Origin of the sequence: Streptomyces sp. NPDC048603, from assembly GCF_043199475.1 — a bacterium.
In the GTDB taxonomy this organism is placed as follows: domain Bacteria; phylum Actinomycetota; class Actinomycetes; order Streptomycetales; family Streptomycetaceae; genus Streptomyces.
This window is the reverse complement of sequence record NZ_JBICVY010000012.1, coordinates 78317-100248: the sequence shown is the minus strand read 5'-3', so window position 1 is coordinate 100248 and position 21932 is coordinate 78317. Positions and strand designations below refer to the sequence as shown.

Sequence of the window (21932 nt, the reverse complement as noted above, 5' to 3'; positions counted from 1 at the left end):
GAGGTGGTGCGCGATGGACGCACGAGGGGCACTGGGCAGGTACGGCGAGGACCTGGCCGCGCGGCGGCTGACCGAGGCCGGGATGAGGGTGATCGCGCGGAACTGGCGGTCCGGGCCCGGCGGGGAGATCGACATCGTCGCCCGGGACGGCGACGCGCTGGTGGTCTGCGAGGTCAAGACGCGCCGGGCCGGTCCGTTCGAACACCCGATGGCGGCGGTCGGACGCGGCAAGGCCGACCGGCTGCGGATGCTCGCCGGGCGCTGGATCGCGGACCACGGCGGACCGCCCCCGGGCGGGGTGCGGATCGACCTGGTCGGGGTGGTCCTGCCGCGCCGGGGCGCGCCGGTCGTGGAGCACGTCAGGGGGGTGGCGTGATGGGCTTCGCGCGGACCTGCTCGGTGGCGCCGGTCGGTGTCGAGGGCGTGCTGGTCGAGGTCCAGGCCGACCTGGAACCGGGAATCGCCGCCTTCACGCTCGTCGGGCTGCCCGACAAGACCCTGTTCGAGAGCCGGGACCGGGTCCGGGCGGCGGTGGTGAACTCCGGCGCGGAATGGCCCCAGAAGAAGCTCACCGTGGGCCTGAGCCCGGCCTCCGTGCCGAAGTCCGGCTCCGGCTTCGACATGGCCATCGCCACGGCGGTGCTGGGCGCGGCGGAACGGATCGACCCGGCCGCCATCGCCGACCTCGTCATCGTCGGCGAACTGGGCCTGGACGGCAGGGCCCGCCCGGTCCGGGGCGTCCTCCCGGCCGTCCTGGCCGCGGCGGAGGCCGGCTACCGCCAGGTGGTCGTCCCGGAGCAGTGCGCGGGCGAGGCCGCCCTCGTCCCCGACGTCTCGGTGCTCGGCGTCCGCAGCCTCCGCCAGCTGATCGCCGTACTCACCGGCGGCGAGATCCCGGACGAGGACCCCCCGCACCCACCGGACCGCCCCGACCCGATGCGCGCGGGCCTGATGGTGCCGGGCGTGGCCGTCGGCGCGGGAATCGGCACCGGTGGCCGGACCGGGGTGCCCGACCTGGCGGACGTGGCCGGGCAGCGGGCGGCCCGGCGGGCACTGGAGGTGGCCGCCGCCGGCGGCCACCACGTGTTCCTGACCGGCCCGCCCGGGGCCGGCAAGACCATGCTGGCGGAACGCCTTCCGGGGATCATGCCGGTCCTCACCCGGCAGGAGGCCCTGGAGGTCACCGCCGTCCACTCGGTCGCCGGACTTCTCCCGCCCGGTGATCCGCTCGTGCACGAGGTGCCGTACTGCGCCCCGCACCACTCGGCGACCATGCAGTCGCTGGTGGGCGGCGGGAGCGGGCTGCCGCGGCCCGGCGCGGTCTCCCTGGCCCACCGGGGCGTGCTGTTCCTCGACGAAGCACCGGAGTTCGGCACCAAGGCGCTGGACGCGCTGCGGCAGCCGCTGGAGTCGGGCGAAGTGGTCGTCGCCCGGGCGGCCGGGGTGGTGCGGCTGCCCGCGAGGTTCCTGATGGTCCTCGCCTCCAACCCCTGTCCCTGCGGCCGCCACACGGTGCACGGCACCGGCTGCGAGTGCCCGCCGACCGCGGTCCGCCGCTACCAGGCCCGGCTCTCCGGCCCGCTGCTCGACCGGGTGGACCTGCGGGTCGAGGTGGAGCCCGTCAGCCGGTCCGATCTGCTCGGGCGGGGCGGACGCGGCGAGTCCAGCGAGACCGTCGCGGCACGGGTGGCGGAGGCCAGGGCGCGGGCGGCGGCCCGGCTGGAGGACACGCCCTGGAGCCTCAACGGCGAGATCCCCGGGCACGAGCTGCGGACCCGCTGGCAGCCCGGAGCGGGAGCACTCGCCCAGGCGGAGCGCGACCTGGAGCGGGGGCTGCTCACCGCCCGCGGCCTGGACCGGGTGCTCCGCGTCGCCTGGACCGTTGCCGACCTGTCCGGCAAGGACCGCCCCGACGCCGTGGACGTGGCGGTCGCCCTGGAACTCCGCACGGGCATCGCCCGCGGCGCGACGCTCGTACCGGGGGGCCCGTGATGGCCGAGGACCGGGATGAACAGTTGGCCAGGGCGGCGCTCACGCGGGTGTTGGAGCCGGGGGACGAGCACGGGGGGCGCTGGTTGCGGCGGTATGGCGCGGAGGGGGTGATACGGCGGCTGACCGGGGGGCCGGGGGAGTGCGGGGAGCTCGACGGAGTGGGGGCCGGGCGGCTCGCCGGGTACCGGGAGCGGGCCGCCCGGGCGGAGCCGGAGCGGGACCTGGCGGCCATCGCGGCCCTGGGCGGCCGCTTCGTGTGGCCCGGCGCCCCGGAGTGGCCCAGCCAGCTCGACGACCTCGGGGACGCCCGCCCCCTCGGGCTGTGGCTGCGCGGCCGGCCGGACCTGCGGGTCTGGGCGCTCCGGTCGGTCGCCCTGGTCGGCGCCCGCGCCTGCACCCCGTACGGCACGCACATGGCACAGACCCTTGCCGCCGGACTCGCCGAACGCGGCTGGGTGGTGGTCTCCGGTGCCGCCTACGGGATCGACGGGGCCGCCCACCGTGGCGCGCTCGCCGTCGGCGGGGCCACCGCGGCCGTCCTGGCCTGCGGGGTGGACACGCACTATCCGCCCGGGCACGCCGGGCTGCTCGGCCGGATCGCCGGACAGGGCCTGCTGGTCGGCGAGCTGCCGCCCGGCAGCCACCCCACCCGCAGCCGGTTCGTCCTGCGGAACCGGGTCATCGCCGCCCTGACCCGCGGCACCGTGGTCGTCGAGGCCGCCCACCGGAGCGGCTCCCTCGTCACCGCCCGCCGCGCCCAGCGGCTGGGCCGGCTCACCATGGGCGTGCCCGGTCCCGCCACCAGCGGGCTCTCCGCCGGCGTGCACGAGCTGCTGCGCGGCGAGGCGGCCCTGGTCACGGACGCCGACGAAGTCGTCGAACTCGTCGGTGGCATCGGCGAGCTGGCCCCCGAGCGCCGAGGGCCGGTGCTCCCCCGTGACCTGCTCCCGGCGGAGACCGCCCGGGTGCTGGAGGCGCTCCCGGCCGGACGGCCCGCCCGCACCGAGGAGGTGGCGTTCTCCGCCGGCACCGGCACCGATGAAGTCATCGGCAGACTGTACGAACTTCACTCTCTGGGGTTCGTCGAACGGCAGGGCGACGGATGGAGGTTGACCGGATCCGCGGCCGGTGCGGCCACTCGAACCGGTGGCGCCCGGCGAGGCGACCGTTGACCTGGGGCGTTCCGGTGAAAGAGTGAAGCCGATGAGAGACGCGGTCTTCCCGGTGGCAGTCGCCGGGACCGTGCGCGAGGCGCCGGTCCCGGACCACCCGCGCGTCACCGGGGGCGCCTGGGCCGTCATACGATCCCGTACTCTTCGCGCACCGCGACTGTTCAGTCACGCTACGCTCCCAAGGAATCCGGCCCCGACAAAGGCGACCCATGCCCCAGCACACCTCAGGGTCTGACCGCGCTGCGGCACCCCCCGCTGCCCGCGGCAGCGAGCGGTCCACCGCGCCCTCGTCCCTGGACGCGCTGTGGCGCTCCTACAAGGACTCGGGCGACGAGCGCCTGCGGGAGCAGCTGATCCTGCACTACTCGCCGCTGGTGAAGTACGTGGCCGGCCGGGTCAGCGTCGGCCTCCCGCCCAACGTCGAGCAGGCGGACTTCGTCTCCTCCGGGGTCTTCGGGCTGATCGACGCCATCGAGAAGTTCGACATCGACCGGGCCATCAAGTTCGAGACGTACGCGATCACCCGCATCCGCGGCGCGATGATCGACGAACTGCGTGCCCTGGACTGGATCCCGCGCTCCGTGCGCCAGAAGGCACGTGCCGTCGAACGGGCCTACGCCACCCTGGAGGCACAGCTCAGGCGCACCCCCACCGAGGCGGAAGTGGCCGCCGAGATGGGCATCACGGTGGAGGAACTGCACTCCGTCTTCAGCCAGTTGTCGCTGGCCAACATGGTCGCCCTGGAAGAGATGCTGCACGGCGGCGGCGAGGGCGGCGAGCGGCTCACCCTGATGGACACCCTGGAGGACACCGCCGCCGACAACCCGGTCGAGGTGGCCGAGGACCGGGAGCTGCGCCGGCTGCTCGCCCGGGCCATCAACACCCTGCCCGAACGGGAGAAGACGGTGGTGACCCTCTACTACTACGAGGGGCTCACCCTGGCCGAGATCGGCCACGTGCTCGGCGTCACCGAGTCCAGGGTCAGTCAGATCCACACCAAGTCCGTGCTGCAACTGCGGGCGAAGCTGGCGGATGTCGGCCGGTGACCTTGCGGTGCCTCCGTAGAGTGGAGACGTGCCCAGGATTCGAGCGGCCTCCGTGGCCGAGCACCGGACGATGCAGCGCGGCGCCCTGCTGGACGCCGCCCGATCCCTGCTGTCCGAGGGCGGTACGGAGGCCCTGACCTTCCCCGCCCTCGCCGAGCGGACCGGCCTCGCCCGGTCCTCCGTCTACGAGTACTTCCGCTCCCGCGCGGCCGTGGTCGAAGAACTCTGCGCCGTGGACTTCCCGGTCTGGGCGGCCGAGATCGAAGCGGCCATGGAGGCCGCGGACACCCCCGAGGCCAAGGTCGAGGCGTACGTCCGGCAGCAGCTGGCCCTGGTCGGGGACCGGCGGCACCGGGCCGTGGTGGCGATCTCGGCGAGCGAGCTGGACGCCGGTGCCCGGGAGAAGATCCGCGCGGCGCACGGCGGCCTGGTGGCGATGATCGTCGAGGCGCTCGGTGCACTCGGTCACGACCAGCCCCGGCTCGCCGCGATGCTGCTGCAGGGAGTCGTGGACGCCGCCGTCCGCCGGATCGAGCTCGGTGCCGCCGAGGAACCCGCCGAGGTCACCGAGGCCGCCGTGGCCATGGCGCTGCGCGGCGTCCGGGGCTGAGCCCGGGCACCGCGGCCTGCGGGAGCAGCCGGGGCGAGGCCCGCGGGACCAGGGCCAGCGGGTTGAGGTAGTCCTCCCCGGAGAGCAGACCCCAGTGCAGGCAGGACACCGGGCAGTGGTTCCCCGCGTCCAGGACCGCCACCACCTGCCCGGCCCGCACCGGCTCGCCCGCGGAGACCAGCGGGCGGACCGGTTCGAACGTGGTGCGCAGACCCCCCGGGAGGGTGAGCGACAGCACCCCGCGGCCGGCCACCTGTCCGGCGTAATGGACCCGGCCCGGACCCACCGCCCGTACCTCCGCACCCACCGGGGCGGCCAGGTCCACCCCGCGGTGCCCGGCCGCGTACGGCGTGGGCGGCGGATCCCACCACCGCGCCACCTCCAGCGGCGCGGGCAGCGGACGGGTGTACCGCGCCTCCTGCGGCGGCCGGACGGCGGCGGGCGTCGGCGCGGGGGCCGGCAGCGGGGCGAACAGGGCCGGCAGAAGACCCAGCAGGAAGATCGGCAGCAGTGCGGTCATGCCCGCAGGGTCCCGCGCATCCGGCCCGCGCGCTCCGGCCTGTGGGCGACGGGGCCGCTGTGGACAGGAGGTACCCCCGGACGTGTCCGGGGAGGGCGTCACCCGGCACCGCGCCGGGTCCCGTACACTTCTTGTGGCGATCCGGGTCACCGGGTCGACTTCGCACGCCCCAGCGCCGACCGGTCCTACGGTCTGGCGGCAGCGTCCCTCGGTCCCCTTCGACGGGGGCAGGACGCGCCGGGGCGTCAGGAATGAAACCGAGAATCCAAGGAGATACGGCCATGGCCGTCGTCACGATGCGGGAGCTGCTGGAGAGCGGCGTCCACTTCGGTCACCAGACCCGTCGCTGGAACCCGAAGATGAAGCGCTTCATCTTCACCGAGCGCAACGGCATCTACATCATCGACCTGCTCCAGTCGCTGTCGTACATCGACCGCGCCTACGAGTTCGTCAAGGAGACCGTCGCGCACGGCGGCTCCATCATGTTCGTGGGTACCAAGAAGCAGGCCCAGGAGGCCATCGCCGAGCAGGCGACCCGCGTTGGCATGCCGTACGTCAACCAGCGCTGGCTCGGTGGCATGCTCACCAACTTCTCCACCGTCTACAAGCGCCTTCAGCGTCTGAAGGAGCTCGAGGCGATCGACTTCGAGGACGTGGCCGCCTCCGGCCTCACCAAGAAGGAGCTCCTGGTCCTCTCCCGCGAGAAGGCCAAGCTGGAGAAGACCCTCGGCGGTATCCGCGAGATGCAGAAGGTGCCGAGCGCCGTCTGGATCGTCGACACCAAGAAGGAGCACATCGCCGTCGGTGAGGCGCGCAAGCTCCACATCCCGGTCGTCGCGATCCTCGACACCAACTGCGACCCCGACGAGGTCGACTACAAGATCCCGGGCAACGACGACGCGATCCGCTCCGTCACCCTGCTCACCCGCGTGATCGCCGACGCCGTCGCCGAGGGCCTCATCGCCCGTTCCGGCGTTGCCGCCGGTGACTCGAAGCCGGGCGACAAGGCTGCCGGCGAGCCGCTCGCCGAGTGGGAGCGCGACCTGCTCGAGGGCGAGAAGAAGGCCGACGAGGCTCCGGCCGCCGAGGCCCCCGCCGCCGAGGCTCCGGCCGCTGAGGCCCCCGCCGCCGAGGCCCCGGCCGCGGACGCCGAGCAGGCCTGATCCCACTGAGAGAGGCCCGGCGTTCATCCGCCGGGCACTCTCAGCACGGACGATGACGACGGGGGACGGTGCGCACCAGAGCACCGGCCCCCGCCGTTCACCCGTAGATCTACGACTTCGAGAGAGAATCACAGACTCATGGCGAACTACACCGCCGCTGACGTCAAGAAGCTCCGCGAGCTCACCGGCGCCGGCATGATGGACTGCAAGAAGGCTCTGGACGAGGCCGAGGGCAACGTCGACAAGGCCGTCGAGGCGCTGCGCATCAAGGGCCAGAAGGGCGTCGCCAAGCGCGAGGGCCGTTCCGCCGAGAACGGTGCCGTCGTCTCCCTCATCGCCGGCGACAACACCTCCGGTGTCCTGGTCGAGCTGAAGTGCGAGACGGACTTCGTCGCCAAGGGCGAGAAGTTCCAGACCGTCGCCGCCGACATCGCCGAGCACGTCGCCAAGACCAACCCGGCGGACATCGAGGCCCTGCTCGCCTCCGAGATCGAGGCCGGCAAGACCGTCCAGGCGTTCGTGGACGAGGCCAACGCCAACCTCGGCGAGAAGATCGTCCTGGACCGCTTCGCGCAGTTCGCCGACGGCTTCGTCTTCGCCTACATGCACCGCACCATGCCCGACCTGCCCCCGCAGATCGGTGTCCTGGTCGAGCTGGACAAGGCCGAGGGTGACGTCGCCAAGGGCATCGCGCAGCACATCGCCGCGTTCGCCCCGAAGTACCTCTCCAAGGAGGACGTCCCGGCCGAGGTCGTCGAGACCGAGCGCCGCGTCGCCGAGGAGACCACCCGCGCCGAGGGCAAGCCCGAGGCCGCGCTCCCGAAGATCGTCGAGGGTCGGGTCAACGGCTTCTTCAAGGAGGCCACCCTCCTCGGCCAGCCGTACGCGCTGGACAACAAGAAGACCGTTCAGCAGATCCTGGACGAGGCCGGTGTCACCCTGAAGCGCTTCTCGCGCATCAAGGTCGGCATCTGAGTCCGTCCGTACGCGACGGACACCCGGACCCCGATAGGGTCTGAAGCAGTCGGCCGCGCTCGCGCAGGACGACCGCAGATCTGACGAGGAGGCCATTGCCGCACAGGGAACCGCAAGGACCCCGGCAATGGCCTTCTTCGTATGTGCACGAGGAGATCTCCATGAATCAGGGCGTGGACCCCCACACCGCTTCCGACGACAAGAGCGACCACGACAAGAAGGGCCGCCGCTTCATGCTGAAGCTGTCCGGCGAGGCCTTCTCCGGCGGCGGCGGCCTGGGTGTCGACCCCGACGTCGTGCACGCCATCGCCCGCGAGATCGCGGCCGTGGTCCGCGACGGCGCGGAGATCGCAGTCGTCATCGGCGGCGGCAACTTCTTCCGCGGCGCCGAGCTGCAGCAGCGCGGCATGGACCGGGCCCGGTCCGACTACATGGGCATGCTCGGCACGGTCATGAACTGCCTCGCCCTCCAGGACTTCCTGGAGAAGGAAGGCATCGACTCCCGCGTCCAGACCGCCATCACCATGGGCCAGGTCGCGGAGCCGTACATCCCGCTCCGGGCCGTACGGCACCTTGAGAAGGGCCGCGTCGTCATCTTCGGCGCCGGTATGGGCATGCCCTACTTCTCCACCGACACCACCGCCGCCCAGCGCGCGCTGGAGATCGACGCCGAGGCCCTGCTCATGGGCAAGAACGGCGTCGACGGGGTCTACGACTCCGACCCGAAGACCAATCCGGACGCCGTGAAGTTCGACGCGCTGGAGTACGGCGAGGTGCTCTCCCGCGACCTCAAGGTCGCCGACGCCACCGCCATCACGCTGTGCCGCGACAACAAGCTCCCGATCCTCGTCTTCGAGCTGCTGGCCGAGGGCAATATCGCCCGGGCGGTCAAGGGTGAGAAGATCGGCACGCTCGTGAGCGACCAGGGCACCCGGGCCTGAACGCTCAGCCGGGCCGATGCCGGCCCGCCCGCCCGAACCATCCATATCTGACATGCAGGAGCACGTGGTGATCGAAGAAATCCTCCTCGAGGCCGAGGAGAAGATGGAGAAGGCCGTCGTGGTGGCCAAGGAGGACTTCGCCGCGATCCGCACCGGCCGTGCGCACCCGGCGATGTTCAACAAGATCGTGGCGGACTACTACGGTGCCATCACGCCCATCAACCAGCTCGCCTCCTTCTCGGTGCCCGAGCCGCGCATGGCCGTGGTCACGCCGTTCGACAAGAGCGCCCTGCGCAACATCGAGCAGGCCATCCGCGACTCCGACCTGGGCGTCAACCCCAGCAACGACGGCAACATCATCCGTGTGACGTTCCCGGAGCTGACCGAGGAGCGCCGCCGCGAGTACATCAAGGTCGCCAAGGGCAAGGCCGAGGACTCCAAGGTCTCCATCCGCTCCGTGCGCCGCAAGGCCAAGGACTCCCTCGACAAGCTGGTCAAGGACAAGGAGGCCGGCGAGGACGAGGTGCGCCGCGCCGAGAAGGAGCTCGACGACACCACCGCGAAGTACGTCGCGCAGGTGGACGAGCTGCTGAAGCACAAGGAAGCCGAGCTCCTCGAGGTCTGATGAACGACTCTCCTTGGGAGGCGGAGCCGGTTCCGGCAGGTCCCGCATATGATCGGGGGGCCGTCCTTCCGGACGGCCCCTCGTTCCGCGCCCAGACGCCGCTGCAGGAGCCCATGCCCACGCCACCCCCGCAGCCCCCGCAGGACGCCTCGCCGCCGCCGAAGAAGCGCGCCGGGCGTGACCTGCGAGCCGCCATAGGGGTCGGCGTCGGTCTCGGCGCCGTCATCTTCGCTTCGCTGCTGATCGTGAAGGCGGTCTTCGTCGGCGTCATCGTCGTCGCCGTGGTCGTCGGGCTGTGGGAGCTCACCTCGCGGCTGCAGGAGCGCAAGGGCATCAAGGCCCCGCTCGTGCCGCTCGCGGTGGGCGGCGCCGCCATGGTCATCGCCGGCTACGTCCGGGGTGCCGAGGGCGCCTGGGTCGCCATGGCCCTGACCGCACTCGCGGTGCTGGTGTGGCGGATGACCGAGCCGCCCGAGGACTACCTCAAGGACGTCACGGCGGGCGTGTTCGCCGCGTTCTACGTGCCGTTCCTGGCCACCTTCGTCGCCATGCTGCTCGCCGCCGACGACGGCCCGCAGCGGGTGATCACCTTCCTGGTGCTCACCGTGGTCAGCGACACCGGTGCCTACGCGGTCGGCTGGCGCTTCGGCAAGCACAAGCTGGCCCCGCGCATCAGCCCCGGAAAGACCCGCGAGGGCCTGTTCGGCGCGGTGGCCTTCGCCATGCTGGCCGGCGCGCTGTGCATGGAGTTCCTGATCGACGACGGCACCTGGTGGCAGGGCCTGGTCCTGGGTCTGGTGGTCGCGGTCAGCGCCACCCTCGGCGACCTGGGCGAGTCGATGATCAAGCGGGACCTCGGCATCAAGGACATGGGCACCCTGCTCCCCGGACACGGGGGGATCATGGACCGCCTGGACTCCCTGCTGCCGACCGCCCCGGTGGTCTGGCTGCTGCTGGCCCTGTTCGTCGGGACGGGCTGACCCCGGCCCCCGAACGGCCGAACCGGGCCCGGACGGGACCCACCCGGTACTCTGGAAAGGCGCGCTGCCGGTGCAGCGCGCCTTTCGTCTTAGAGGAGTACCTGCCATGGCCCGCCCCGCTCCGGGAGAGCTCACTTTCGTCGCCCCTCGCGGAGCCAAGAAGCCGCCGCGGCACCTGGCCGACCTCACTCCGGCCGAGCGCCGTGAGGCCGTCGCCGCCATCGGCGAGAAGCCGTTCCGGGCCAAGCAGCTCTCCCAGCACTACTTCGCGCGCTACGCCCACGACCCCGCCGAATGGACCGACATCCCGGCCGCCGCGCGCGAGAAGCTGCGCGAGGCCCTGCTCCCCGAGCTGATGTCCGTCATTCGGCACGTCTCCTGCGACGACGACACCACCCGCAAGACCCTGTGGAAGCTGCACGACGGCACCCTGGTGGAGTCCGTCCTGATGCGCTACCCGGACCGGGTCACCATGTGCATCTCCTCGCAGGCCGGCTGCGGCATGAACTGTCCGTTCTGCGCCACCGGCCAGGCCGGCCTCGACCGCAACCTGTCCACCGCCGAGATCGTGCACCAGATCGTCGACGGCATGCGGGCCCTGCGCGACGGGGAGGTCCCCGGCGGCCCGGCCCGCCTGTCCAACATCGTCTTCATGGGCATGGGCGAGCCGCTGGCCAACTACAACCGGGTGGTCGGCGCCATCCGCCGCCTCACCGACCCCGAGCCCGACGGCCTGGGCCTGTCCCAGCGCGGCATCACCGTCTCCACCGTCGGCCTGGTCCCGGCCATCCACCGCTTCGCCGACGAGGGCTTCAAGTGCCGGCTCGCCGTCTCGCTGCACGCCCCCGACGACGAGCTGCGCGACACCCTGGTCCCGGTGAACACCCGCTGGAACGTCCGCGAGGTGCTCGACGCGGCCTGGGAGTACGCCGAGAAGTCCGGCCGCCGGGTCTCCATCGAGTACGCCCTGATCCGCGACATCAACGACCAGGCGTGGCGGGGTGACCTGCTCGGCCGGCTGCTCAAGGGCAAGCGGGTGCACGTCAACCTGATCCCGCTGAACCCGACCCCGGGCTCCAAGTGGACGGCCTCCCGCCCCGAGGACGAGCGGGCCTTCGTCGATGCGATCGCCTCCCACGGCGTCCCCGTGACCGTCCGGGACACCCGCGGCCAGGAGATCGACGGAGCGTGTGGACAGCTCGCCGCGAGCGAACGGTAGTCTGACCCCCGTACATCTGCATATTCCGACAGGGGAGCGCCACAGCGCTGAGAGTGCGGCAACCGTCAGGCCGCAGACCCTCTGAACCTCGCCCGGGTCATTCCGGGTAGGAAGTTCGGTCACCACCTCAAGCTGTTGCGCCCTGCCCGGGTGCCCCGCTCCTCAAGAGCACCCGGGCGGGGCCGCGTCTTCTCCTGGTCATCCCAGGAGGAAAATCCGTGAACACCACCCAGAAGATCGCGGGGGCCGCGCTCGCCGCGGCGCTCGGCGTGACCACGCTCACCGCGTGCGGCGGCGACGCCAAGGACAAGGACGGCGCCGGGAGCAGCGGCCCGGCGTCGAAGACGGTGACCGTCGTCGGCCACGACTCCTTCAATCCCTCCAAGGAGATCCTGAAGGAGTTCGAGAAGCAGACCGGCTACACGGTCAAGGTGGTCAAGAGCGGCGACGCGGGCGCGGCCCTGAACCAGGAGATCCTCACCAAGGGCAAGCCGCGCGGCGACGTGTTCTTCGGCGTCGACAACACGCTGCTCTCCCGTGCGCTCGACCACGGCATCTTCACCCCGTACGAGGCCAAGGGCCTGGCCGGCGTGGGCGCCGAGTACCAGCTCGACAAGGAGCACCGGGTCACTCCGATCGACACCGGCGACATCTGCGTCAACTACGACAAGAAGTACTTCGCGGACAAGAAGCTCGCCCCGCCGCAGACGCTGGACGACCTGGTCAAGCCCGAGTACAAGAACCTGCTGGTCACCGAGAACGCCGCGACCTCCTCGCCGGGCCTCGGCTTCCTGCTCGCCACCGTCGGCAAGTACGGCGAGGACGGCTGGAAGGACTACTGGAGCAAGCTCAAGGCCAACGGCGTCGAGGTCGTCGACGGCTGGGAGCAGGCGTACAACGAGCGGTTCTCCGGCTCCGCGGGCGGCCAGAAGGCCAAGGGCGACCGGCCGCTGGTCGTCTCCTACGCCTCCAGCCCGCCGGCCGAGGTGCTGTTCTCCGAGCCGCAGCCGGCCGAGGCCCCGACGGGCGTCTCCACCGGTACCTGCTTCCGCCAGACCGAGTTCGCCGGTCTGCTGAAGGGCGCGAAGAACGAGGCCGGCGGCAAGGCGTTCATCGATTTCATGATCGGCAAGGCGTTCCAGGAGGACATGCCGCTGAACATGTTCGTGAACCCGGTCGTCAAGGACGCGAAGCTGCCGGAGATCTTCACCAAGCACGGTGTGGTGATCGAGAAGCCGGAGAACGTCACTCCGGACACCATCGCCAAGAACCGTGAGCAGTGGGTCCAGGCGTGGACGTCGCTCGTCGTGAAGTAGCGGACGGGAGGAAGGCGGCGGCCGCGGACCGCGCGGCCGCCCGCCGGGGCACCCTGCTCCGGCTCGGCCTGCTGGCCCTGCCCGTCGCCTTCTTCGCGGTCTTCTTCGCCTGGCCCGTCGGCTCGATCGTCGGGCGCGGTCTCAAGACCGACGAGGGGTGGCAGTTCGGCCGGATCGGCGAGGTGCTGAGCCGCCCCGACATCGCCGACGTGCTCTGGTTCACCACCTGGCAGGCCGTCGCCTCCACTCTGCTCACCCTGCTGATCGCCCTGCCCGCCGCATATGTCTTCGCCCGCCTCGACTTCCCGGGCAAGGAGGCGCTGCGGGCGCTGGTCACCGTCCCGTTCGTGCTGCCGACCGTGGTCGTCGGCACCGCCTTCCTGGCCCTGGTCGGCCGCAACGGACTCACGGACGAACTGTGGGGCGTCCGCCTGGACACCACCGTCTGGGCGATCCTCCTCGCGCACGTCTTCTTCAACTACGCCGTGGTCGTCCGGACCGTCGGCGGACTGTGGGCCCAGCTCGACCCGCGCCAGGAAGAGGCCGCCCGCGTGCTGGGCGCCGGCCGGTTCGCCGCCTGGCGGCGGGTGACGCTGCCCGCGCTGGCCCCGGCGGTGGCCGCGGCCGCCCTGATGGTCTTCCTCTTCACCTTCAGCTCCTTCGGCGTCGTCCAGATCCTCGGCGGCCCCTCGTACGCCACCCTGGAGGTGGAGGTCTACCGGCAGACCGCACAGCTGCTGGACCTGCCGACGGCGGCGGTGCTCACGATGATCCAGTTCACCGCGATGGCCCTGATCCTCGCCATCCACGCCCGGACGGTCCGCCGCCGGGAGACCGCGCTCCGCCTGGTCGACCCCTCGGGCACGGCGCACCGGCCGCGCGGCGCGGGCCAGTGGGCCCTGCTGGGCGGGGTGCTGCTCACCGTGGCCCTGCTGATCGTGCTGCCGCTGGGCGTCCTGGTGGAACGCTCCTTCGACACCGCCGACGGCTACGGCCTCGGCTTCTACCGCGCCCTCCAGGACGCCGCCTCGACCGGCACCTTCGTGGTGGCTCCGCTGGAGGCCGTCTGGAACTCCCTGCAGTACGCGCTGGCCGCCACCGCCATCGCCCTGCTGATCGGCGGGCTCGCCGCGGCCGCCCTCACCCGGCGCGCGGGACCCTTCGTACGCGGCTTCGACGCCCTGCTGATGCTCCCGCTCGGCGTGTCCGCGGTGACCGTGGGCTTCGGCTTCCTGATCACCCTGGACGAACCCCCGCTGGACCTGCGGACCTCGTGGATCCTGGTGCCGCTGGCCCAGGCCCTGGTGGGCGTGCCCTTCGTCGTACGGACCATGCTGCCGGTGCTGCGGGCGGTGGACGCGCGGCTGCGCGAGGCCGCGGCGGTGCTCGGCGCGTCCCCGTTCCGGGCCTGGCGGGAGGTCGACCTGCCGCTCGTCCGCCGGGCCCTGCTCATCGCGGCCGGATTCGCCTTCGCGGTCTCCCTCGGCGAGTTCGGGGCGACCGTGTTCATCGCCCGGCCGGACAATCCGACGCTGCCGGTGGCGGTGGCCCGGCTGCTGGGCCGTGCGGGTGAGCTCAATTACGGCCAGGCCATGGCACTGAGCACCATCCTCATGCTGGTGTGTGCGGCGTCGCTGCTGGTGCTGGAGCGGCTGCGGCCCGACAAGACCTCCGGAGAATTCTGATGCGAGAACAGCCCGGGAAGTCCGCCGCGGCCGGGGCCGGACTGCTGGAGCTCGACGACGTCACCGTCCGCTTCGGCGAGCGCGCCGTGGTGGACTCGGTCCGCCTGGACGTCGCCGAGCACGAGATCGTGTGCGTCCTCGGCCCGAGCGGCAGCGGCAAGTCCACCCTGCTGCGGGTGGTCGCCGGCCTGCAGCCCGTCTCCGCCGGCCGGGTCCGGCTCGGCGGCGCGGACCAGGCCGGAGTGCCGGTGCACCGGCGCGGGGTGGGCCTGATGTTCCAGGACCACCAGCTGTTCCCGCACCGGGACGTCGGCGGCAACGTCGCCTTCGGCCTGCGCATGGCCGGATCTCCGAAGGCGTCCTACGGGCCCCGGGTCGCCGAACTCCTGGAACTGGTGGGCCTGCCGGGGGCGGAGCGCCGGGCCGTGGCCTCGCTGTCCGGCGGCGAACAGCAGCGGGTCGCGCTGGCCCGGGCGCTGGCCCCCTCCCCGCGCCTGCTGATGCTGGACGAGCCGCTCGGCCAGCTCGACCGCGGACTGCGGGAACGTCTCGTCGTGGAACTCCGGTCGCTCTTCTCCCGGCTGGGCACCACCGTCCTGGCCGTCACCCACGACCAGGGCGAGGCCTTCGCTCTCGCCGACCGCGTGGTGGTGATGCGTGACGGCCGCATCGCCCAGGTCGGCACCCCGCTGGAGGTCTGGCAGCGTCCCGCCTCGGAGTTCGTCGCCCGCTTCCTCGGCTTCGAGAACGTGGTCCCGGCGACCGTCTCCGACGGCACGGCGACCACCCCGTGGGGCCGGATACCGGTCCCGGCGGACGCCCCGGCGGGGGAGTGCCGCCTGCTGGTCCGTCCGGGCGGGGTCCTGCTGACCCCGTCCGGCCTGGACTGCGTGGTGGAGTCCCGGACGTTCCGCGGCACCCACGTGGCCGTCGCCCTCCGCCCGGACTCCGGTCCGGGGCTGGAGGCGGAGTGCGAGCTGGCGGAGGCCCCGGAGGTCGGTGCCGCGGTCTCGGTGTCCTTCGCCCCCTCGGACGTGGTGCTCCTCCCGGCGGAGTAGCGCGGCTAGGGAACCAGAGCCGGGGCAGGCTCCGGCTCCGGTTGCCCGGCCGGGGCGCCGTGCTTGCCGAACCAGGCCACCGCCACCGCGCCGGCCACGGCCAGGACGAAGCCCGTCACGGCGAGCCAGGCGAAGCCGGGGCGGGAGGCGTCGTTCAGCCAGAGGACGCCGATGGCGCCCGGCAGGACCGTCTCGCCGACGACCAGGGCGGCCGTCGCGCCGTTCACCGAGCCGATCTGCAGGGCGATCGTGTGCAGGTACATGCCGCCGGCGCCGGCCACCACGATCGCGTACAGCGCGGGGTCGGTGAGCAGCGTGACGGGATCGAACGGGTCGACCCCGTCCAGGACACGGACGCCGACGCCGAGGGCGCCGAATCCCAGGCCGGAGAGCAGGCCGGCGAGGATGGCGGCCCGTGCGCCCAGGAACCGTACGGCCACCGTCCCGCCCACGATGATCAGGAGGGTCACCGCCAGCAGCCACCAGTGGGTGGCCCGGTCGGTGTGGCCGCTGCCCTCGTGCCCCGCGGCCGTGGCCAGCAGCACCAGGGACACGCAAACGGTGGCGATCGACGCCCACTCCTTCCGGCTCAGCCGGATCCCGAGCATCTTCACGCTCAGCACCGCCGTGATGACCAGGTTGGCGCTGATCACGGTCTGGGAGAGGAACAGCGGGAGCAGCCGGGCGGCCAGCGCACCCAGCCCGAAGCCCACGAAGTCCAGCACCGTGCCGAGGATGAACTCCCAGGTCATCGCGGCCTTGGCGGTGGAGGTCAGGTTGGGGCCGCCGTGTGCGGTGACCCCCGCGGCGGCGGGGTTCTCGCGGGCGGCCCGGCGGGACCCCACCGCCTGGAGCACGGATCCGGTGCCGTAGCAGATGGACGCCGCGACAGCGGTCAGCAAGCCTATGAGCACGATGGCTCCGTTCACGTCTGGCAGGTTGTGCGTACCTCTGCCAGACGTGTGAACGGGCCCCGAAGTTGCCTCCCGGGGGTGGGGAGATCGGTGGGAGGCCGGCGGGGGACCAGCGGGAGATCGGTCTGCCGGTCAGCGGCTCAGCGCCACCGCCGTCAGCTGGGCCACGGCCCAGCTGAGCGGCAGGCACAGCGCCAGCAGCGCGGCCGCCCGCAGGGTGGCCGCCGTACGCAGCATCCGGACGGGGGTGCCCAGGTCCAGCAGGGTCTGCCGGGCCTGCGCCCGGGCCTGCCGGACCTCGACGCCGGCGGTGATCAGGGAGGCTGCCGCGCACCCGGCGACCAGCGCGGCGGCCGGGCCGGTCAGCGGGCCCAGCGGCACGAGCGTCCCGCCGGTCCCGGACAGGGCCAGGGCACTGAGCCCGCCGGCGGCCACCGCGCAGGTCACCCCGAGCGGGCCGCCGACCCGGCCGGCCTCCTCCTGGAGCGCGCGGCCGGCCAGCAGCCGCAGCGCGCCGGGCCGGGCGGCCTGCACCGCGGTCCCGCAGGCGTGCGTCAGGCCCGGCCCGGCGAGGGCCAGCCCGACGGCGGTCAGGGACCAGCCGGCCAGTGCGCCCGGGGTGCCGCGGCCGGCGTACGCCTCGGCGGCGAGTCCGCAGGCGGTGAGCGCGACCCCCCAGGGAAGCCCGGCCTGCGGTGTGCGCGGTGTGCGCGCGGTGTGCGGACGCAGGACGAGGGCGACGGCGGCGGACGCGGCCAGCGGGGTCAGGGCCAGCAGGGTGAGCGCGCCGGCCACCGGCAGCGGCAGGCCCGCGTGCAGGGTCGCGGACCCGGCTCCGTCGAAGGGCAGTCCGGTGAGGTCGCCGCGCAGGTGCAGGAAGACGGCGAGGGCGACCGCACTGCCCAGGGTGCAGGCGACGGCGGTGGAGACGGCCGAGATCAGGGCGGTCCGTACGGGGCCCAGCCCCACGGCGGTCAGTGCGTCGGGGGGCCGGGTGGCAGGGTCGGTACGGGCCACGGCCACGGCCAGCTGCACGGTGACGGCGAGCGGGACCAGGGCCCACAGCAGGCGAGGGAACGATCCGGCAGCCTCGGCCGGGCCGTTGGCGGCCGCGGCGTCGGCGAGGATGCACAGCAGCAGGTATCCGGTGCCGGCGGAGGCGGCGGCGACCAGCAGCCGGCGCAGCTGGAGCAGCGGGCCGGAGCCCCGGGTCAGGCGGAGAGCGAGCACTCGGGGCGCCCTTCCGGTGCGTCGGGGTGGCCGGGTTCCCGCGGGGCGGCCGCGTCGGGGCGGCCGTCGAGCAGGGCCGTCCGGCGGTCGGCGACCTCCGCGACCTCGGGGTCGTGGGTGGCGAGCAGCACCGTGATGGAGTGGGAGCGGGCGGCCGTGGTCAGGGTGCGCAGCAGGGTGGCGCTCTCGGCGCGGTGCAGCGGGGCGGTGGGCTCGTCGGCGAAGATCACCGTGGGTTCGTTGACCAGGGCCCGGGCCAGGGCGACGCGCTGGCACTCGGCCCGGTTCAGGACGCGCGGCCGCTTGCGGGCGAAGGCGCCCATGTCGAGCCGGTCCAGCCAGTCCATCGCGGTCCGCTTGGCGGTGCGGTGCGGTACCCCGGCGATCAGCAGGGGCAGGGCCGCGTTCTCCCAGACGTTCAGTTCGGGCATCAGGTGGGGCTCGGGGCCGATCCAGCCGAACCGGTCCCGGCGCAGCCGCTCCCGGGAGAGGTCGCCCATGGTGTGCACGGGCACGCTGTTGAACCAGACCTCGCCCTGGTCGGGGCGGAGCTGTCCGGAGAGACAGCGCAGCAGAGTGGTCTTGCCGGATCCGCGCGGTCCGGTGACGGCGAGGATCTCGCCTTCGCGGACGCCGGCCGAGACGCCGACGATTCCCGGCGAACCGTCGTGGGAGTAGTGCAGGGACCGTGCCCAGAGCACATCGTTGTCCGGGGGAGCCACCATGGCGTACACCTCCGTCCGGGGGAACGAAGCGGAGCCCGATCGGTCACTGGCGCCGTAACGTCATCCAATCCGACAATCGCCTCGAATGCCCACAGCACACGGCCCGGACCCTGCCGTTCCCACTCGAACGGAGGATCCGGGCCGTGTGCGGCGCCGGGACGGCGGCGGTCTCTGCCTGGAGCTCTGGGCTCCTGTCAGAGCGCTCTGGCTAGAGCTTGGTCCACGCCTCGGTGAGCACCGAGCGCAGGATGCCTTCGATCTCGTCGAAGGTGCCCTGGTCGGCGATCAGCGGCGGGGCCAGCTGGATGACCGGGTCACCGCGGTCGTCGGCCCGGCAGTACAGGCCGTTGTCGAAGAGCGCCTTGGAGAGGAAGCCGTAGAGCACGCGCTCGGTCTCCTCGTCCGTGAAGGACTCCTTGGTGTTCTTGTCCTTCACGAGCTCGATGCCGTAGAAGAAGCCGTTGCCGCGGACGTCGCCGACGATCGGCAGGTCGTGCAGCTTCTTCAGGGTGTTGAAGAAGTTGCCCTCCTGGTCCAGCACGTGCTGGTTCAGGCCTTCCTTGTCGAAGATGTCGAGGTTGGCGATCGCGACCGCCGAGGACACCGGGTGGCCACCGAAGGTGTAGCCGTGCAGGAAGGTGTTGTCGCCCTTGTAGAACGGCTCGGCGATACGGTCCGAGACGATGCAGGCGCCGATCGGGGAGTAGCCCGAGGTCATGCCCTTGGCGCAGGTGATCATGTCCGGCACGTAGCCGAACTTGTCACAGGCGAACATCGTGCCGAGTCGGCCGAAGGCGCAGATCGTCTCGTCGGAGACGAGCAGGACGTCGTACTGGTCGCAGATCTCGCGGACCCGCTGGAAGTACCCGGGCGGCGGCGGGAAGCAGCCACCGGCGTTCTGCACCGGCTCGAGGAAGACGGCCGCGACGGTGTCGGGGCCCTCGAACAGGATCTGCTGCTCGATCTGGTCGGCGGCCCAGCGGCCGAAGGCCTCGGGGTCGTCTCCGTGGATCGGGGCGCGGTAGATATTGGTGTTCGGGACCTTGTGGGCACCGGGGACCAGCGGCTCGAAGGGGGCCTTCAGGGCCGGCAGGCCGGTGATGGACAGGGCGCCCTGCGGGGTGCCGTGGTAGGCGACCGCACGCGAGATGACCTTGTACTTGGTGTGCTTGCCCTGCAGCTTGTAGTACTGCTTGGCGAGCTTCCAGGCGGTCTCGACGGCCTCGCCGCCGCCGGTGGTGAAGAAGACCTTGTTCAGGTCGCCGGGGGCGTAGTCGGCCAGGCGCTCGGCGAGCTCGACGGCCTTGGGGTGGGCGTAGGACCACACCGGGAAGAACGCCAGCTCCTGGGCCTGCTTGTAGGCGACCTCGGCCAGCTCCTTGCGGCCGTGTCCGGCGTTGACCACGAACAGTCCGGCGAGACCGTCCAGGTAGCGCTTGCCCTTGTCGTCGTAGATGTAGGTGCCCTCGCCCCGCACGATGGTGGGGACGGGGGAGTTCTCGTACGAGGACATGCGGGTGAAGTGCATCCACAGGTGGTCGTACGCGGTTTTGGACAGGTCCTGGGTCACGGTTATCGGGTTCCCCACATGTAGGTCTGCTTCTTCAGCTTCAGGTAAACGAAGCTTTCGGTCGATCGCACGCCGGGGAGCGTGCGGATCCGCTTGTTGATGGTTTCCAGCAGGTGGTCGTCGTCCTCGCAGACGATTTCCACCATCAGGTCGAACGAGCCCGCGGTCATCACCACGTACTCGCACTCGGCCATCGCGGTCAGTGCGTCGGCCACCGGGTCGAGGTCTCCCTCGACGTTGATCCCGACCATCGCCTGGCGCCGGAGGCCCACGGTGAGCGGGTCGGTGACGGCGACGATCTGCATGACGCCCTGGTCGAGCAGTTTCTGCACGCGCTGGCGCACGGCTGCCTCGGACAGGCCCACGGCCTTGCCGATGGCGGCGTAGGGACGGCGGCCGTCCTCTTGCAGTTGCTCGATGATCGCCAGGGACACAGCATCGACCGAAGGGGACGGTTGTCTGTTCCTGGAATCTGCGCTTCGACTGACCACGGCATCACTGTGCACGAGGAGTCGTCTGTTCCGCAACCCGGATTCAATGAAATCCGTTGTCCATCGGAGCGAATCTCACTGATTTCGTAGATCCTCGTGTCTTGCTCTGTCGAAAGCGTCGCCTGAGGGGCTAGGCTGGGGTAGTTGTCTCAACCGTTGGACATTGATCAGGAGTGTGGGTGTAGTGACCACCGAACTGCGTCGTCTGCGCAACTACATCGGCGGGGAGTTCAAGGACGCCGCCGACGGGCGGACCACCGAGGTGGTCAACCCCGCCACCGGCGAGGTGTACGCGACCGCCCCGCTGTCCGGCCAGGCCGATGTGGACGCCGCCATGGCCGCCGCCGCCGCGGCCTTCCCGGGCTGGCGCGACACGACGCCCGCCGAGCGCCAGAAGGCGCTGCTGAAGATCGCGGACGCCTTCGAGGCGCGCGCGGAGGAGCTCGTCGCCGCCGAGTCCGAGAACACCGGCAAGCCGCTGGGCCTCACGGCCAGCGAGGAGCTGCCGCCCATGGTCGACCAGATCCGCTTCTTCGCGGGTGCGGCGCGCATGCTCGAGGGCCGCTCGGCCGGCGAGTACATGGACGGGATGACCTCGATCATCCGCCGCGAGCCGGTCGGCGTCTGTGCCCAGGTCGCCCCGTGGAACTACCCGATGATGATGGCCGTGTGGAAGTTCGCGCCGGCCATCGCCGCGGGCAACACCGTGGTGCTGAAGCCCTCGGACACCACCCCGGCCTCCACCGTCCTGATGGCCGAGATCATCGACTCGGTCCTGCCCAAGGGCGTCTTCAACGTCATCTGCGGTGACCGTGAGACCGGCAAGGCCATGGTCGAGCACTCCGTCCCCGCGATGGCCTCCATCACCGGCTCGGTGCGGGCCGGTATGCAGGTCGCCGAGAGCGCCTCCAAGGACGTCAAGCGCGTCCACCTGGAGCTCGGCGGCAAGGCCCCGGTCGTGGTCTTCGAGGACGCCGACATCGCCAAGGCCGTCGAGGACATCGCCGTGGCGGGCTACTTCAACGCCGGCCAGGACTGCACGGCCGCGACCCGCGTGCTCGTCCACGAGTCCATCCACGACGAGTTCGTGACGGCGCTGGCCAAGGCCGCCACCGACACCAAGACCGGCCAGCCGGACGACGAGGACGTGCTGTACGGCCCGCTGAACAACCCCAACCAGCTCAAGCAGGTCGCGGGCTTCATCGAGCGCCTCCCCGCCCACGCCAAGGTCGAGGCGGGCGGCCACCAGGTCGGCGAGAAGGGCTACTTCTACGCCCCCACCGTCGTCTCGGGCCTGAAGCAGGACGACGAGATCATCCAGAACGAGGTCTTCGGCCCGGTCATCACCGTCCAGTCGTTCACCGACGAGGCCCAGGCGCTGCAGTACGCGAACGACGTCGAGTACGCCCTCGCCTCCTCGGTGTGGACCAAGGACCACGCCCGCGCGATGCGGATGTCCAAGAACCTCGACTTCGGCTGCGTGTGGATCAACACCCACATCCCGCTGGTCGCCGAGATGCCGCACGGCGGCTACAAGAAGTCCGGCTACGGCAAGGACCTCTCCGCCTACGGCTTCGAGGACTACACGCGCATCAAGCACGTGATGACCTCGCTCGACGGCTGACCGGTCAACCGACTGATCACCGCTGAGTCCTGACGGGGCGGGCAGTAGACACAATGTCTATTGCCCGCCCCGCGGC

At 71.6% G+C, this 21932-nt stretch carries 21 protein-coding genes and 1 riboswitch; of the genes, 15 read left to right on the top strand and 6 right to left on the bottom strand.

The features are described 5' to 3' along the window. Positions 1-13: 13 nt before the first annotated feature. The 5 genes from ACGFQ9_RS28485 to ACGFQ9_RS28465 all read left to right on the top strand — a co-directional run bounded on the left by ACGFQ9_RS28485 (position 14) and on the right by ACGFQ9_RS28465 (position 4820). Complete coding sequence (locus ACGFQ9_RS28485; protein WP_393577695.1) at positions 14-376, top strand: YraN family protein; 363 nt, start codon at positions 14-16, stop codon at positions 374-376. Further along, on the top strand, positions 376-1992 hold the full coding sequence (locus ACGFQ9_RS28480) for a YifB family Mg chelatase-like AAA ATPase (protein ID WP_393577694.1): 1617 nt from the start codon (positions 376-378) through the stop codon (positions 1990-1992). Before ACGFQ9_RS28485 ends, ACGFQ9_RS28480 begins: the two co-directional genes overlap by 1 nt. Beyond that, complete coding sequence (gene dprA, locus ACGFQ9_RS28475) at positions 1992-3164, top strand: DNA-processing protein DprA (RefSeq protein ID WP_393577693.1); 1173 nt, start codon at positions 1992-1994, stop codon at positions 3162-3164. The genes ACGFQ9_RS28480 and dprA overlap by 1 nt, the downstream gene beginning before the upstream one ends. Positions 3165-3373: 209 nt before the next feature. After that, positions 3374-4210, top strand: a complete 837-nt coding sequence (gene whiG, locus ACGFQ9_RS28470; RefSeq protein ID WP_393577692.1) for an RNA polymerase sigma factor WhiG — start codon at positions 3374-3376, stop codon at positions 4208-4210. A 70-nt stretch (positions 4211-4280) separates the two neighbouring features. Beyond that, a complete protein-coding gene (locus ACGFQ9_RS28465) occupies positions 4281-4820 on the top strand; it encodes a TetR/AcrR family transcriptional regulator (RefSeq protein ID WP_393577882.1) in 540 nt (179 codons plus the stop codon). Here ACGFQ9_RS28465 and ACGFQ9_RS28460 read toward each other — a convergent pair. Then, positions 4774-5340 (bottom strand): M23 family metallopeptidase, encoded by a 567-nt coding sequence (locus ACGFQ9_RS28460; RefSeq protein WP_393577690.1) that lies wholly within the window; start codon positions 5338-5340, stop codon positions 4774-4776. The two genes, ACGFQ9_RS28465 and ACGFQ9_RS28460, sit on opposite strands and share 47 nt — an antisense overlap. 281 nt (positions 5341-5621) lie before the next feature. Between ACGFQ9_RS28460 and rpsB the strand changes: the two genes are divergently transcribed. The 9 genes from rpsB to ACGFQ9_RS28415 all read left to right on the top strand — a co-directional run bounded on the left by rpsB (position 5622) and on the right by ACGFQ9_RS28415 (position 15302). Then, positions 5622-6503, top strand: coding sequence for a 30S ribosomal protein S2 (gene rpsB, locus ACGFQ9_RS28455; RefSeq protein WP_393577689.1), 882 nt, complete (start codon positions 5622-5624; stop codon positions 6501-6503). Positions 6504-6641: 138 nt separating this feature from the next. Beyond that, positions 6642-7478 carry a translation elongation factor Ts gene (gene tsf, locus ACGFQ9_RS28450; protein ID WP_393577687.1) on the top strand — a complete coding sequence of 279 codons (837 nt, stop codon included), beginning with the start codon at positions 6642-6644 and terminating at the stop codon, positions 7476-7478. Between the two features lie 161 nt (positions 7479-7639). Next, positions 7640-8419, top strand: a complete 780-nt coding sequence (gene pyrH / locus ACGFQ9_RS28445; RefSeq protein ID WP_393577686.1) for a UMP kinase — start codon at positions 7640-7642, stop codon at positions 8417-8419. Between the two features lie 67 nt (positions 8420-8486). Continuing rightward, a complete protein-coding gene (gene frr, locus ACGFQ9_RS28440; protein ID WP_393577880.1) occupies positions 8487-9044 on the top strand; it encodes a ribosome recycling factor in 558 nt (185 codons plus the stop codon). After that, positions 9044-10024 carry a phosphatidate cytidylyltransferase gene (locus tag ACGFQ9_RS28435; protein ID WP_393577685.1) on the top strand — a complete coding sequence of 327 codons (981 nt, stop codon included), beginning with the start codon at positions 9044-9046 and terminating at the stop codon, positions 10022-10024. Before frr ends, ACGFQ9_RS28435 begins: the two co-directional genes overlap by 1 nt. A gap of 106 nt (positions 10025-10130) precedes the next feature. Beyond that, positions 10131-11243, top strand: a complete 1113-nt coding sequence (gene rlmN, locus ACGFQ9_RS28430; RefSeq protein WP_393577683.1) for a 23S rRNA (adenine(2503)-C(2))-methyltransferase RlmN — start codon at positions 10131-10133, stop codon at positions 11241-11243. A gap of 20 nt (positions 11244-11263) precedes the next feature. Then, positions 11264-11374: riboswitch (TPP riboswitch) on the top strand. A gap of 87 nt (positions 11375-11461) precedes the next feature. Further along, positions 11462-12559, top strand: a complete 1098-nt coding sequence (locus tag ACGFQ9_RS28425) for a thiamine ABC transporter substrate binding subunit (protein ID WP_393577682.1) — start codon at positions 11462-11464, stop codon at positions 12557-12559. Positions 12560-12630: 71 nt separating this feature from the next. After that, complete coding sequence (locus tag ACGFQ9_RS28420) at positions 12631-14244, top strand: ABC transporter permease (protein WP_393577879.1); 1614 nt, start codon at positions 12631-12633, stop codon at positions 14242-14244. Beyond that, positions 14244-15302: an ABC transporter ATP-binding protein gene (locus ACGFQ9_RS28415; protein ID WP_393577680.1), complete on the top strand. Its 1059-nt coding sequence runs from the start codon at positions 14244-14246 to the stop codon at positions 15300-15302. Before ACGFQ9_RS28420 ends, ACGFQ9_RS28415 begins: the two co-directional genes overlap by 1 nt. Before the next feature lie 5 nt (positions 15303-15307). Here the strand turns inward: ACGFQ9_RS28415 and ACGFQ9_RS28410 are convergent, their stop codons facing one another. From ACGFQ9_RS28410 to ACGFQ9_RS28390, 5 genes are all read right to left on the bottom strand, one after another. Next, the gene (locus tag ACGFQ9_RS28410; RefSeq protein WP_393577877.1) at positions 15308-16216 is read right to left on the bottom strand and encodes a hypothetical protein; all 909 of its coding nucleotides are present in this window, start codon (positions 16214-16216) and stop codon (positions 15308-15310) included. Between the two features lie 132 nt (positions 16217-16348). Further along, on the bottom strand, positions 16349-17446 hold the full coding sequence (locus ACGFQ9_RS28405; protein ID WP_393577678.1) for a hypothetical protein: 1098 nt from the start codon (positions 17444-17446) through the stop codon (positions 16349-16351). Next, on the bottom strand, positions 17428-18180 hold the full coding sequence (locus ACGFQ9_RS28400; RefSeq protein WP_393577677.1) for an ABC transporter ATP-binding protein: 753 nt from the start codon (positions 18178-18180) through the stop codon (positions 17428-17430). The genes ACGFQ9_RS28405 and ACGFQ9_RS28400 overlap by 19 nt, the downstream gene beginning before the upstream one ends. Positions 18181-18379: 199 nt before the next feature. Then, positions 18380-19759, bottom strand: coding sequence for an aspartate aminotransferase family protein (locus ACGFQ9_RS28395; protein ID WP_393577676.1), 1380 nt, complete (start codon positions 19757-19759; stop codon positions 18380-18382). After that, entirely contained in the window at positions 19744-20247 is a 504-nt protein-coding gene (locus tag ACGFQ9_RS28390) for an Lrp/AsnC family transcriptional regulator (RefSeq protein ID WP_393577675.1), read from the bottom strand. Before ACGFQ9_RS28390 ends, ACGFQ9_RS28395 begins: the two co-directional genes overlap by 16 nt. Before the next feature lie 169 nt (positions 20248-20416). Here ACGFQ9_RS28390 and ACGFQ9_RS28385 point away from each other — a divergent pair, with 169 nt between their 5' ends. Further along, positions 20417-21856, top strand: a complete 1440-nt coding sequence (locus tag ACGFQ9_RS28385; protein WP_393577674.1) for a gamma-aminobutyraldehyde dehydrogenase — start codon at positions 20417-20419, stop codon at positions 21854-21856. Positions 21857-21932 lie beyond the last annotated feature (76 nt).